Origin of the sequence: Sphingomonas sp. LH128, from assembly GCF_000293195.2 — a bacterium.
Taxonomy (GTDB): domain Bacteria; phylum Pseudomonadota; class Alphaproteobacteria; order Sphingomonadales; family Sphingomonadaceae; genus Novosphingobium; species Novosphingobium resinovorum_A.
Genome location: NZ_ALVC01000038.1, coordinates 1 through 13369, shown reverse-complemented (window position 1 = coordinate 13369; position 13369 = coordinate 1). Strand labels below are relative to the sequence as shown.

The 13369-nt window shown below is 63.6% G+C and carries 11 protein-coding genes and 1 pseudogene; all 12 read right to left on the bottom strand.

The features are described from left to right. Nucleotides 1-460, bottom strand: a pseudogene (locus LH128_RS03810) (ATPase, T2SS/T4P/T4SS family); the annotation flags it as partial. Beyond that, complete coding sequence (locus LH128_RS03805; RefSeq protein ID WP_008828259.1) at nucleotides 457-855, bottom strand: CopG family transcriptional regulator; 399 nt, start codon at nucleotides 853-855, stop codon at nucleotides 457-459. The pseudogene LH128_RS03810 and the gene LH128_RS03805, both read right to left, overlap by 4 nt. Next, nucleotides 852-2897: a conjugal transfer protein TraG gene (locus LH128_RS03800; RefSeq protein WP_008828258.1), complete on the bottom strand. Its 2046-nt coding sequence runs from the start codon at nucleotides 2895-2897 to the stop codon at nucleotides 852-854. Before LH128_RS03800 ends, LH128_RS03805 begins: the two co-directional genes overlap by 4 nt. A 940-nt stretch (nucleotides 2898-3837) precedes the next feature. After that, the gene (locus LH128_RS03795; protein WP_008828257.1) at nucleotides 3838-4098 is read right to left on the bottom strand and encodes a hypothetical protein; all 261 of its coding nucleotides are present in this window, start codon (nucleotides 4096-4098) and stop codon (nucleotides 3838-3840) included. A gap of 1137 nt (nucleotides 4099-5235) precedes the next feature. Next, complete coding sequence (gene galE / locus LH128_RS03790) at nucleotides 5236-6252, bottom strand: UDP-glucose 4-epimerase GalE (protein WP_008828256.1); 1017 nt, start codon at nucleotides 6250-6252, stop codon at nucleotides 5236-5238. Nucleotides 6253-6692: 440 nt separating this feature from the next. Further along, nucleotides 6693-8573: a DUF3363 domain-containing protein gene (locus tag LH128_RS03785; RefSeq protein ID WP_327195053.1), complete on the bottom strand. Its 1881-nt coding sequence runs from the start codon at nucleotides 8571-8573 to the stop codon at nucleotides 6693-6695. A gap of 74 nt (nucleotides 8574-8647) precedes the next feature. Further along, nucleotides 8648-9238, bottom strand: coding sequence for a hypothetical protein (locus LH128_RS33105; protein WP_172704929.1), 591 nt, complete (start codon nucleotides 9236-9238; stop codon nucleotides 8648-8650). Between the two features lie 5 nt (nucleotides 9239-9243). Further along, nucleotides 9244-9810: a lytic transglycosylase domain-containing protein gene (locus LH128_RS03775; protein ID WP_327195052.1), complete on the bottom strand. Its 567-nt coding sequence runs from the start codon at nucleotides 9808-9810 to the stop codon at nucleotides 9244-9246. Nucleotides 9811-9839: 29 nt separating this feature from the next. Then, nucleotides 9840-10415: a S26 family signal peptidase gene (locus LH128_RS03770; RefSeq protein ID WP_083910092.1), complete on the bottom strand. Its 576-nt coding sequence runs from the start codon at nucleotides 10413-10415 to the stop codon at nucleotides 9840-9842. Next, complete coding sequence (locus LH128_RS03765) at nucleotides 10412-10642, bottom strand: helix-turn-helix domain-containing protein (protein WP_008828251.1); 231 nt, start codon at nucleotides 10640-10642, stop codon at nucleotides 10412-10414. The genes LH128_RS03770 and LH128_RS03765 overlap by 4 nt, the downstream gene beginning before the upstream one ends. 507 nt (nucleotides 10643-11149) lie before the next feature. Beyond that, nucleotides 11150-12028, bottom strand: coding sequence for an ArdC family protein (locus tag LH128_RS03760; protein WP_008828250.1), 879 nt, complete (start codon nucleotides 12026-12028; stop codon nucleotides 11150-11152). Nucleotides 12029-12730: 702 nt separating this feature from the next. Then, on the bottom strand, nucleotides 12731-13312 hold the full coding sequence (locus tag LH128_RS03755; protein ID WP_008828249.1) for a UPF0149 family protein: 582 nt from the start codon (nucleotides 13310-13312) through the stop codon (nucleotides 12731-12733). Nucleotides 13313-13369: the final 57 nt, after the last annotated feature.

Genomic DNA, 13369 nt, shown 5'->3' with positions numbered 1-13369 from the left:
GGCGGTCAAGCACCGCCTCACGCAGAACGGCGGCGCCTTGGACCGAGATGAAGCCGTCGGCAACATAGTCATCGAGCGTATGGATGCGCGCGGCGGGCTTTCGGATTGCAAAGCACGGGCCGCTCGAGACCGGCGGCAATATCCCTTCGAAGCGCTCGCCGGCGCCTGCAGTGTGGGCCGGGAGTTCCGCGGAGACGATGGGACGACGGGCATGAACTTCTCCGCGCGCACCGCTCGCGACCAGCCGCACGATTCGCTCGATTTGCTCGGCCGCGATTCTCACGCCGGTGTCGACGAGCCCTTCGCCAAGAATGTCGAAACGCAATGCGCCGTCAGGATTGACCATGATTTCGATGACGCGCGGATTGCGCAGCGCCGCCTCGATTTCCGGCCCCATCGCGCTGTGCAGCATGACGCGCCGCCGGGTCGCCGAGAGCGTCTCGCCTGCCTGCCCGCTCATCGCGGCGCTCCCTTTTCCAGGGTACGCTCTCCCATGGCGACCTTTCGCGCCACCTGGGTCAGGAACGCCTCGAACCGGACGCCCCCTGCCGCCCGTCCGGCCCGATCGCTGTCTGCGAGCGGAGGATGGATCGCCAGCTCGTAGCGAATGAACAGCGCAAGCGTCTCAAGCTCGATGTGACTGTCGCGCACCAGACGATCAAGCAGCGCGGTGATGCGATCGAGCCGCGGACCGAACCGCTCATCAAGATCGGATGCATCCCGCCGGTCGAGCCAGTCCGAGACGGCCCGGGCAAGAAGCTGCGAGCGGGATACGCCCGGACGGGCGGCCATTGCCGTGAACCGGTCGCTGACCGCCTGCGGTAGGAAGAGCTGATGACGGACCTTGCCCTTCACAGCTGGAGCCCCAGCTGCAACGGGTCGGCACGATCAGTCTGTTCCAGACCGAACACCACCGGCGCCAGGCGCCTTTGCACCAGGCGGTCGATCCCGGCTCTTTCGGCGGACAGATCGTCCTGTTCATCATCGAGACCGAGCGCGTCGCTCGCGGCGGCGGAACATGAGGGCGCAGCAGCCATCTCCTGTTCGGGCAAACGTACCTGCTCACGCCCACCGGCTTCAACCCATTGCTCCCCTTGCGCTGCTGCGTCGAGGCGCGGGTCAATCGCGCGGATAGCGTTGCCCCAGTCATTGCCGCGCCGCGGCGGCAAATCTCGAGGACCGCTGGGAACCAGCTGCGGCGGCGGCAGAATGCGCGCGGAAAATGCCCGATCCTCGTAGTATCGCAGCTTGGCGGCACGGATCGGCGGCGTACCGGAAACGAGCACCAGTTCGTCGCCGGGAGCCAGCTGCATGACTTCACCCGGGGTCAGCAAAGCGCGGGCGGTCTCCTGCCGGCTGACCATGACATGGGCGAGCCAGGGCGCCAGCCGATGCCCGGCGTAGTTTCGCATCGAGCGCTGCTCCGTCGCCGTGCCCAGCGCATCGGAGAGCCGCTTGGCCGTGCGTTCGTCGTTGGTGGCGAAAGCTACGCGCACATGGCAGTTGTCGAGGATGGCGTTGTGCTCGCCGTACGCCTTCTCGATCTGATTGAGGCTCTGCGCGATCAGGAAGGCACGCACGCCGTAACCCGCCATGAAGGCCAGGCTGGTCTCGAAGAAATCGAGCCGGCCAAGCGCGGGGAATTCGTCAAGCATCAGCAGCAATTTGTGATGCTTGGAAGCGCCGCGCGGTGCGCGCGAGACCTCAGGCAGCTGCTCGGTGAGCCGCCGGCCGATCTGGTTGAGGATCAGGCGGATTAGAGGCTTAGTACGGCTGATGTCTGACGGCGGCACCACAAGGTAAAGCGAGACCGGATGGGTCGCCGCGACGAGATCGGCGATGCGCCAGTCCGATGCGCTGGTAACCGCGGAAACGGTCGGATCACGGTACAGCCCGAGAAACGACATCGCCGTCGAGAGGACGCCCGAGCGTTCATTCACGGACTTGTTGAGCAGTTCACGCGCGGCCGAAGCCACGACGGGATGGACGCGGGCGGCCTCTGCGGTGCCAAGGTGGTTGGTCGTCATCATCGCCCGCAGCGTTGCCTCGAAGGTACGTTCGGGATCGGAGAGGAAGGTGGCGACGCGCGCGAGTGACTTTTCTTCCTCGGCGTAGAGGATGTGCAGAATCGCGCCGACCAGAAGTGAATGGCTGGTCTTTTCCCAATGGCTGCGACGTTCGAGCGCGCCTTCGGGGTCGACGAGGATATCTGCGATGTTTTGCACGTCGCGAACTTCGTTCTCGCCGCGGCGCACTTCGAGCAGGGGATTGTACCGGGCCGAATGCAGATCGGTCGGATTGAAAAGGAGGCAATGCGAAAATCGCGAACGCCAACCGGCCGTCAATGCCCAGTTCTCTCCTTTGATGTCGTGAATGACGGCAGAACCGGTCCAGCCAAGCAGGGTCGGAACGACGAGCCCGACGCCCTTGCCCGATCGCGTCGGAGCGAACGCCATGACATGCTCGGGGCCATCGTGGCGCAGGTAATGGGGTCCGAAACGTCCGAGGAACACACCGCGATTGGCCAGCAATCCGGCTAATCTGGCGTCGCGCCGCGTCGCCCAGCGCGCCGAACCGTAAGTAGTGACCTCGCGGCGCTGACGCGCGCGCCACAGCGACCCGAAGACCGCTGCGCCGCAGCCGACCAGACCACTCGCCGCCGCGATCGCGCCCGCCTCGTCAAAGATCTGGGGCGCATAGGCATCGAAATGGAACCACCAGATGAAAAGGGACCACGGTGCATAGACGGGCCAGCCGGCAAGATCGGCCCACGGCGCACCGAGTTCGGGCTGATAGGAAAGCGCTGCGGCCGCCCACTGCGTTGCAGACCAGATGCCTGCAAGGATTATGGCCAGCACCACAATCAATTGGCCAATGAGAAGCTTGGTCGGGGTCACGAGGATCTCCAGTCGCGGCTCAGCGGGGCTGAACGAACAGACTGGAGCCTGCCTCTTATCGCGCTCTGGCGGCAGAGACCGTGCGGTGCCTAGGGGGACCTTTCAGGGCCATTCGGGCCCGGGACCGCTTTACGGGAGCGGAACGTCAGGCAAACCGCACCCGCCTCGGCTCGAAGGCGGGGCGATGCGAGACTTTCGAGACTAGAGCGCGGCAAAGGAGGAAAACCGGCCGGCAGCCGAGCACAGGAAAAAGCTCTGCGGCCGTGATGCGATCACATTGGCGGTAATCGGGCCGCGATGATCGCCGACATGGTCGGTGCCGGCGATGACGACCGCGGCTCGCGAAGCAAGACATCACGCGCGAATAGCATGGCTAACCCTTGCGGCCTTGCCTACGTGGCGCACCCTTCGCTTGGCCAAATCGAACCTGCCGGACAGGGCAGACCAGCGGGCAACAGCCAGCTGACCGGATTGGTCCGGCCCAAAAGCACAGGCACTGTCTCGAACGGGGCATCGTGTGATGCTGGCCGCCGTTCATAGCCGGGACCAAGTTGTGCTCGGGGCCCTTCCATCTCACCGATAAGCGGGCAGGCCTATCGACCGATGTTGCGACCGCTCGTCGAAATCGGCACGCCTGCCCGGACCCGCGCAATCACCTCTTGCGTATCCATCGGTTGGAATGCCCCTTGCGCACGATCGGACCGTCGCAGCCCCGGCAGAGCCGCACATACATGCTGCCATTCCATCGATCCTTCCCTTTGGCAGGGATGTGGCGATTCATCAGGCACTTGAAAAATTGAAACACGAGATTGATCCTGGGGGGGATAGTCAATGCATTGCCGATACCGGCGCGTTGAAATGCTGGGCCAAAAAATCAGACGGCCGCAGCAGGAGGTCCCTGCCGCGGCCGTCGTCATTCGCTGCTGCGCAAGCGAGCGGATCAGGATCCGTTCGACTTGTTGTCGTCAACCGCCTTGTACACGCCGAAACCGGCGGCGCCGGCTGCGAGCAGGCCAAGGACGACGACGCCGCCGTCAGCCTTGTTCTTCGCCTTCACGGCGGCCGAGCGACGCTCGCCAACACCGCTCAGGCTGCTGATCTTGCCAACCGAGGCTGCAGCCGTGGTACCGGCCTGAGCCGCGACCGGGGCAGCCAGCACTGCGGCGGCGCCGAGTGCGAGCATGGTCTGCTTCAGCTTCATGTGACCTCCTTCATCATAGCCATCTGGGGGGCGCTTACCATCTCAGCCCCCAGACCGCTGAAAGTATTTGATCCGAGATGGTTCCATTGTGCAATCCAACGCTTCGGCATGCACGTCAAGCGCGCCGGTCTGCCGCCCGAGCAGCGGCCGTTCTCTGCAGGGACGACTTTCGCTACGTGAAACCACGCAATACCCGCACTATCCGTCCGCTTGGTGAGGTGCATCGAGGAGGGCGAGACGAATGCGCCCGCGGGTGCCGCCACCACTAAGGTCGCGATTATCGCGACGCTGTGACGTTTCCGTCACAATACTTGTCCGCGCAGAGGCCACGTCCCGTCATTTTGAACGCAACGCCTCTTGCGCCCGCGGCCGATTCGCCTAGGCTAATTTGTCACCGGCCCATGTTCGATCTGGCAGTTAGAACACCGCTTTTTGAAGGTGCACCCCTCGGTTCTGGAGTTACAGAACCACGGTGTCTGCAGAACGAACTGCAGTCGCTTCAACCATTGGCGGATCACAGCCAATCCTTTCCATAAAATACGGGAGGGATTTAACACAATGCTGCAAGTGCGTTCAATCGCCGCTCTGCGAGGGGCATGACAAAGCCCGTGACTTGCGGCGTTTCGGCACCACGCACGCTCGCTGATCTGCGGCCCCCGCCTTCCCCCCGAAAGGTTTCTGTGTCCGGCGCCGTCACAAACGATCCCCGCCCCTCTCTCTGTGCCGATCTGGCTCGCAAAGTCTGAGCGCCAGGGGACGAGCGTGAAGTCATGGATTTTCTCGACCAGGGCATAATTGCCCCCTCCACTTCGATCCTGTGCGCGTTACCCCGCGCGCCCCGGGCACCTCCGATGAGGTCTCGACGTGAGCATTGAAGGTCGCCCGATATCTTCGACGCCAATCTCGAAGTCTGATCGGTGCGACTATCGCAAACTTCTAAAACGTCTGCGAGGGGTGGATCACGCCAGAAGCAAGCCCGCAGACCTCCGGGCCTTAGACTCGACAGGAATTGGCATGGCATGGCGCGGGCACGTCCCCTCTCGCAGCCGCTATCTCTGTCGACCCTGTAAAGGCAGAAGCAACGGAAGGGGTTTGGGATATGCAGAAAGTAGGCAGATAGCGAAGGGCATGTCTCGCTTACACCGGGCGGATTTCGCTCAGTTTGCGTTCCCACGCCAACGCATGTTCCACGATCATACCCAGATCGTCGTACTGGGGCGTCCACGGAAGCGTCGACTTGATGCGCTCGTTATTGGAGATCAGCGCATCGGGATCGCCCGCGCGGCGCCCCTCGAAGCGGCGGTCGATGGTGAGGTTGGTCACGCGGTCTACTGCATCCAGCACTTCAAGCACCGAGAAGCCGCGACCATACCCGCAGTTCATGGTCAGCGACTGCAACGGCTGGGCAATGATCGCCTCGAGCGCCAGAACGTGCGCACTGGCGAGATCCGAGACGTGGATGTAGTCGCGTACACCGGTGCCATCGGGTGTGTCGAAATCGGTGCCGAATACGCCGACATGACTGCGTTTGCCCAGCGCCGCTTCCACCGCCACCTTGATCAAATGCGTGGCACCTGCGGTCGACTGACCGGTGCGGCCCTGCGGGTCGGCTCCGGCCACATTGAAATAGCGTAGCACGCAATAATTGAACGGGTGAGCGCGGCTGACGTCACCCAGCATCGCTTCGGTCATCAACTTGGACATGCCGTAGGGGTTGATCGGCTCCTTCGGCGCATCCTCGGTCACGGGCGACACCTTGGGGATACCATAAGTCGCCGCTGTCGAGCTGAAGATGAAGTGCGGTACGCCCGCCGTTATTGCCGCTTCGATCAGGGCGCGGCTCTTGGCTGTGTTGTTGTGATAGTACTTGAGGGGATTCTCGACCGATTCCGGCACCACCACCGAACCGGCGAAGTGCATGATCGCACCTTTGCCGTCACCCATGCCCTGGTCAGCAAAGATGCGGGCGAGCAGGTCTGCGTCTTCGATATCGCCTTCATAGAAGGCGACGCCTTCGGGAATGGCGAAGCGGAAACCGGTGACCAGATTGTCGATCACCGCCACGGACCACCCTGCGTCCTTTAACGCCAGCACTGCATGGCTGCCGATATAACCGGCGCCGCCGGTAACGAGGACGGGATGCTTGGTGATCATGAATGTCCTTGATAAAGCGGGGTCGTTGAGAGTGTGGCGGAAGACCCAGAGCTAACGCACTAGATGCGCAATGTCTCGATCCTGTTACGAAATTTATCGAACTGAACAGATTGCGGGTGAGCGCGTGACCGGCCTGGCGATGTCCACTCCATCCACACGGATCTCCCTTCAGAGTTGCCTGTACCGCATCACGGTCGTCGGCAGATAGCATACATGCCCACTCGGCATATTGTAGACATGTAAGGTTGCAATGATTTTCCACCACAACCTAATGAGCAAGAAAGAGAGATTGTCACGGGTGCGATGGACCCATGTACGATGACCCTATGGTGCGGTGCACCCACGCAGCTGATGAGCCGTGCGGGTTCACGGTTTTCGCAGCAGTGCCTGCCGCCTCGTGGCAAAGCCATTAAACCTGGGCATCGGGGAGTACGAAGACGCTAGCCGATTTCCGGCCCCTGCCGACCCCGCTGCAGGGTCCAGTGTGGCATGGTGTCATCTCGAACAATCCCCGCGCCCTCTTTGCCGACCTGCCTCGCGAAATCACGGCTCCAGGGGACGAGCGTAAAGTCACGCGCGTTCTCGATCACCGCATAACCGCCGGCCTCCGCTTCGATCCTGCGCGCGATGCGCCCTTCTATGCGCACCTCGGATGCGGCCTCAACATAAGGCTTGCCAAGGTCGCGGGATACTTCCTCAGCCAGACGCAACAGCTCACGGCGCTGCAACTGTGCGAGCGCACCGCAGCGCAGCCTGAATCCGTGCGCATCTTCGTGCGCGAGATCCTGCTCCACCAGCCATTGCCGCCGGACGGCAAGAGCACCGCGCAGCTCGCGTCCGAAACCCTGGTCACGCGCGCCGGATACATGGGGGTCGGAAAGCTCGTGATCGAGCCATGTCACGCCGTCGAAGGTCGCCAGCTGCGCCAGCGGTCGCTTCGCCAGGACCTCAATCTCCACCGGGTAGTCACGCAATTGTCGTTCTTCGAGCGCGCCGACCCGCTCCAGAAAATCTCCCGGGATCGTCCACGTGCCCGCCGCATCTCGTTGCTTGATCAAACCTGCACGGCAGAAGGCCTCCAGACGCTGTTCGTAAATCAGGGTCTGCGCCGTGCTCGCGTGCGGATCGTGACGGAGATGGAGGCGCTGGGAATACTCCCCCGAATTGGCCGCTGCAACCGTCCCGATCGTGCGATCAATGGCGACGGTCCCGCTTTCCTGTGCCGCCGCCGCCCGGATAGCAGCCTGCTCTGCGATCTCGCTGCCGGATCCCATCACTCCAAGATCAAGATAGTGCATGTGGCCATCGACACCGTCCACCAGCAGGAATTGACGCTGGCGGTGCTGGTCACGAACGCCGTACATCTGCACTTTGCCAATGAGCGGGCCGGCGGCAGGCGTGTGGATGCGAATCTCGCGCTCCAACCCCGAACGGGTCAATTCGCGCTGCATCACGCGGATGATATCGGCGCGCTCACCCATTTGCGTTAGCGTGCTTTCGATAGCGACGTCGAGACGCCAGCGCTGCGGGCCTGCGCTGCGGGCAAGCTCCATGGCTTCCAGCCGGTGCAGTCGCCTGATCTCGTAAGCGCGCCAGATCGGATCCGCCGCTTCAGGCATGACGCAGCGCTCGCTGTCCAGACGCGAGAGAAGTCGCCGATCGATTGCGGTCAGGCGCTCCTGGTCCGCATCCCGGCTGAGGCGGGCCTCGATGTCCTGATCGGATGCCAGGCCAAGCTCACGAGTCGCCAGTTCCGCAGCGCGCTCGCGCAGGCCGTGCGCGAGGTACTCGCGGGCGATCACAAGATCCCTGCCCTTGTCATCCACCCCGCGCACCACGACGTGAGTGTGAGGGTGCCCGGTATCGTGGTGGTCGACCGCGGCCCAGTCGAGTCCGGTTCCAAGGTCTTTTTCCACCTGATCCATGAGACGGCGCATATAAGGTTTGAGGTCCTCGTAGCGCTCGCCGTCTTCCAGCGAGATGATGGCCCGAAACTGGTGCCTGTCCCCGGCGCATCGGGCGAGAAATTCGCGGCCATCGACCGGCTCGCCCCCGCGGCCGTAAAGTTCGCCAGCTTCGCCGCCGCGCGTAACGCCGTCGCGCTGGATGTAATTGAGGTGCGCGCGCGCTGCATGAAGCCCCCGGCCTTTGAGGTGCACGAGGCTCGTCTTGACGACGGCGCGGCGCGACCTCGAAAGGCCTTGCGAATTTCGCGTAGAAAGCAGTCTTCCAATCGCGGCGGCGCGACCGATGCGACTGCCATCGAAGCGCGTGCCCGAGCGCTTCGCCCTGACGCCGTGAACCCGGGCGCCGGCGTCCACTCGTGCTGCGTACTTGCGCGTCGCTTTGCCGGTATTGCCCTGCCGCCCGAGGCGCGGCTCGAATTCGTCATCGCTCATTGCATCGCCCGCCCGTTCCGGGCGTCTCGCGGCTGCCCCCCGCCTGTTTCGCGTATCTCGTGCAATAAGCATTTCAGGATAAGGGGTTGCATTTCGTTTGGAGACACAGCTTCTATCTTGTTAATCGCCTCGATCTGCTCCTCTCGCCCCGCTTGGCCGATCTGCCGCGGCAATGCCAAGAATGCTATCCGGTAGCTGGCATCACCGGCCCCTAAAGCCGGCATGTCAGGTACCCGCGAAGGCACGCTGCTGTCTCCCGGGCAGGCACGGTGTCCGGCACCCACCATGCCCGCAGCGCGCCAGGGCCCTGCGATGCCGCAGGGATAGTAGAATTGCACCTGCGCAAGGCACATGATGAACATGGCCGAGCCGGCACGTCGCGGCGGATGCTTCGCGCGCGCGGGCCAGCTGCAAACCAGGAAAATTGTGCAACGGATCGCGCCGCGCAGGGCCAGCCGATTTCGTATTGAGCGTGGTGCCACCGCGCCGTCACGGGCCTGCAAGCCGCCTGGATCTTCAGGCCAGCGCGCCCGACACGCCGCTGCGATCCACGGTGCTACGAGCACCGGAATACCGCGCAGTGCCATGCGCATCATCGCCTGCGGATCGCGAACAGGGGATCAATCGCAGCGTCATCGCCGGGTCCATCCTTCGAAGCGCTTTTGCCTCCGCCGGGGACCACGAAGATCGAGCGCGATGCAAGGGACGGCGCATCACGGTCAGGGCCGGTCACCCGCGCAAGATAGTCTCTCGTTTCGCGGGGCAAGGGCCGCCCGGAGAGATGCTCTTCGTAGCGTGCGGGACCGGCATTGTATGCAGCGAAAAAACCTGGATAGCCGAAACGCGCGTGCAGCATGCTGAGGTAGCATGTCCCTGCCAGAATGTTGTCGCGAGGATCGTCCGGGTCATCCCCAAGATGCAAACGGTCACGCATCTCGGCCCAGGTCCCGGGCATCAGCTGCATGAGCCCGATCGCGCCCTTGCCACTGCGAATCGGGCGTCCGTCCTGATGCGTACGGCCGGCGCTTTCCGCCTCGATGACACGCTCGATCCAGCCTCGCGGTACCGCAAACCGGTCGGCGGCCTCACCGATCAGCTCGCTCCACCGGTCCACGCTCCTGGTCGCGGCCGCCGCCGGCGCTCCCGTAACTACCGGCATCAATAGCAGCGCCATCGTCCAGGCCGGCCTCACCGCGCCCATAGGAGCCTTGCCCGGCCAATGACATACTGCTGGCTGGTAATCCCGAAATAGCGTCCGTCAAAGGAGGCGGGGTTATCTGCCATGAGCAGAAGAAATTGCCCCGATTGCAGGCGCAGGCAGCCGTTCCACCACGGCATTGTGCGCCCGGCACGATCCCGCCCGAGACGGCCGGCCAGAAAGACGCCGTTGCGAAAAATCTTGCCGCCCTGTGCACAGACCCGGTCGCCAGGCCCGGCGGCAACGCGTTTCACCAGTGGCACATGGGCAGCGAGATATCGCCGCGCGGCAGCAAAGTCTTCCCAGGCAGGTGCGAGCCGGGCGACAACCATGTCGCCGGTGCGGATATAGGCGCCTGGCGAGACCGTATAGAGCCCGCGCGGGGCACTGGAACTCGCATTCCATACCAGCCGCGGTGCGGGAGGGAACGCGCTCGTCAGGGCAAGACCTGCCGCGAGTATCCCCGCTGCGATGGTGCGGCGCCTTGGCCGGCATTGTGACGGCGCAGCGATGCGTTGCCCGGCACCGCTCGCGGCGCTGTGCGCACGCAGTTCAGACGCCCTCATCGCTTCAGCTCACGTTCGGCGTTGGCCTCGCTCCAAGCCTCGAGATCGTCGATGTGGTACTGAACGAGCTGGCTGTGGCGACGATATGTCGGTCCGTCACCGCGCCGGCGCAGTCGCTTGAGGAGACGCGGCGAAACCTTGAGATAAGCCGCGGCCTGATCGGTGTTGAGGAAGGGGGAGCCGCGCCTGGCACGCTGCGCCCTTTCGACGTCATCGGGGATGCTCATCGGTAAGGTCCTCTTTGCCCCGGGGCGGCCCGCCGCCGCCCTTTTGAGGACCCTCGATCTGCGGCAAACGCCAGCCCGCCGGCAGGGTCGAAAACGTCTGGGGGGTGAAATCGACCATACCGGGCCGTTCAATGCCGGCGGGCGCAGGGCGCAGCAGATGACGGGTAGCGGGGCGTGTGAAAATCGGGTGCAGCGACGCTATCGCTTCGAACACCGCCCAAAAGGTGGTGGGGCCAGAATCCGATGACAAGGACAAGGACACGGCCGCGGCCGCGCCGATCGCGAAGAATAGTCACCATGTCCTGCCCGCAACAAAGACGCTGATCGCCATGCCAGCGTCGGACATTGCCACGCCCTGGATAAGGGCATGGCGAGACCTGCTGCACACCCATCGCGGGGCGTTCGATGATGCAATGGGGAGCGCCGGCAGACGTCCGCAATCCGCGGCCGGTCCCGCCGCGTGCGGCGCAGCGGGACCGGCTTTGCGAGCCGAAATGGGCAGGAAAGCTAGTCCTGCCGCTGCCCGCATGCGAGGAGCCAGTCCGCAGCCTTGCTTGCTGCGCTCGCGGCGCGGAAAATCGCCTTTTCGTCAGCGCGAATCAGGTGAAGCCACGTCGCAATGTAATCGGAATGCCGGACGCTGGGCTCGATACCCAGCGCTGCGCAAGTGAACGCTGATGTGAGTTCGGCCGTTAATTCCTCCCGGGCGTAAGCCTCAGATCCGAAGTGACCGGTCTGATCGCGCTCCAGGCGTCCCTTGCCGCCGACCCAGTGGCCCAGTTCGTGCAGTGCCGTCCGGTACCAGTCGGCGGGCTCGGGAAAGGCTGCCTGAGGAGGCACCTGCACATAATCAAAGCCCGGCGCATAGAAAGCATCCACGCCGCCCACCCGGAAATCCGCGCCCGTGTCGGCAATGAGCCGGTCCGCCTGCCCGATCGCCAGAACCGGATCGGGCAGTTCAACCGGCGCCGTCAGATCATCGCAAAGACCTTCGCACTGGTCCAGATTGAAAACCACAAACCTTTTCAGAAACGCAATCGTCTTCGCCTGTGCGCCCTCGCTCTGGGCCCGTGCTGCCTCATCCCTGGGGACGAACCTGTCAGCGTAGCACACAGTGGTGCCCTTCTCGCCGCGCCGGACGTTGCCACCAGCCGCCTCGGCCTGCCGGTATGTAAGCCAGCGCTGCGAGGAGAACCCGTTACCCGCTCCCGCTGCCCATAAAATGAGCACATTTATCCCGGAATAGTAGCGGCCCGACGCCGCATTTCTCGGCATCATGCAGGGACAACGCGAAGGATCCCACGGCTTCACCCAAGGCAGGCGCCCGTCTTCCAGCTCGGCGATGATCCGCGCGGTGACCTCACCATAGAGGCTGTGATGGCTCATCTTCTCTGCTCCTTTCTCAACCGCCATTGACCGGCGCCAGGGTGGCGGGGGGCGGCAGGAGCATGCTCGACAGCCCCGCCGGCCTAAGGCGGGGCGCACCTGCAAAGGCCGAAATGAAATGGAGGAGCCGGGCGCGAAGCGGACGGGTTGCGGCCCGGCGAGGCGGGGCTACAGGGCAGCGACGCCCCCCGCCACTTTGGAGCCGACAAGGCCCAGCGCCGCCGCGCGCCCGCGCGGCGCCCGCATCCGGGATGCCCAGGGCATCCCGAGCGAACCGCGATGCGGGACGAGACTTTCGCGCCAGGGATCGTTGCGGCCTTGCCGGCGAGACGCCGCCAGGCGGCTCGACTGGAGCGTCAGCGAAAGCAGAGCCCGGCCCGGCCCTGGGGCCGGGGGCGCCCCTGCTAAGCTTCAGCGCTGCGGATGGGAGAAGGAAAGCACCTGCATCGGCATTCTTGCCTGATGACGCGGTGTACTGCCTGTCCCGAAGCAGGCGGGCTCACACGGACGGGACTTACTGCCGGGTCAACGGGAGCTCGATCGGCTCGTGCGCCAATGCGTCTGCCATGGTCAATTTTCTGAGCTGGACGAAGAACTCCAGCAGCTCGAATTCATCCTGCGGCCAGCCGCTGAAGAATGCATTGTCTAGCGCACGATTGACCGTAACCGCTGCTTCGACCCCACGTGGGATGTGGAGAGGCTTCAGTGTACGGTCAGGGTTCTTGCAAAGGCACACTGGCCATGGATGAAGGAGATGATCTGGGGGATCATCCGCCAGGTATCTGCAAGAGCCTGATTTGCGAGAGGATCCTGGAGCTGGTCGATCCATGATATGCCATCGATGATCGTGCTTTGGCCAAGGATAGCTGCAAGCGGCAGGCCGAAGTCTCGATCAGACACGAAGGGCTTCCATGCGTCCATGTCCAGATGCATTGCGGTGAAGAAGCCATTGGCAAAGTCTTCCAGCAGGACCTCGCCGTCCTCGGTCCGCATATAGATCGGCGCATAGACCTCAGGGCACTCGGCAAGCTCGATGCAGATCTGGTTGTAGCGCTTAAGGATCGTTCGGCGCGCGGGTGCCGATCGGGCGCTTTGGACGTGTTCGCGCAGGATGCTCTTGAGCCATATGTCCGGATTGATGATGGACGGGCCGGCAGCCAACGCCGCGAGGAAGCCATCGATCGAGGAGACACCGGCGACCGGCGGATCAAGCGTATCGAGCCAGATTTCGAGCTGCTCTAATGAGAGCGTTCTGCCGGATGCGGTTTGACGTTTGAAGCTCATGCTGCCAGCGCTTCTAGCCGATCAGTCGCAGGGCGCCAGTTCCATGCCAACAGGCTG

Excerpts from the sequence above, each read along its gene's own strand:
- LH128_RS03795 (WP_008828257.1), bottom strand. The coding sequence starts at position 4,098 with ATGAAGCTGAAGCAGACCATGCTCGCACTCGGCGCCGCCGCAGTGCTG.
- galE (WP_008828256.1), bottom strand. The coding sequence starts at position 6,252 with ATGATCACCAAGCATCCCGTCCTCGTTACCGGCGGCGCCGGTTATATC.
- LH128_RS33105 (WP_172704929.1), bottom strand. The coding sequence starts at position 9,238 with ATGGCACTGCGCGGTATTCCGGTGCTCGTAGCACCGTGGATCGCAGCG.
- LH128_RS03775 (WP_327195052.1), bottom strand. The coding sequence starts at position 9,810 with ATGCCGGTAGTTACGGGAGCGCCGGCGGCGGCCGCGACCAGGAGCGTG.
- LH128_RS03770 (WP_083910092.1), bottom strand. The coding sequence starts at position 10,415 with ATGAGGGCGTCTGAACTGCGTGCGCACAGCGCCGCGAGCGGTGCCGGG.
- LH128_RS03765 (WP_008828251.1), bottom strand. The coding sequence starts at position 10,642 with ATGAGCATCCCCGATGACGTCGAAAGGGCGCAGCGTGCCAGGCGCGGC.
- LH128_RS03760 (WP_008828250.1), bottom strand. The coding sequence starts at position 12,028 with ATGAGCCATCACAGCCTCTATGGTGAGGTCACCGCGCGGATCATCGCC.
- LH128_RS03755 (WP_008828249.1), bottom strand. The coding sequence starts at position 13,312 with ATGAGCTTCAAACGTCAAACCGCATCCGGCAGAACGCTCTCATTAGAG.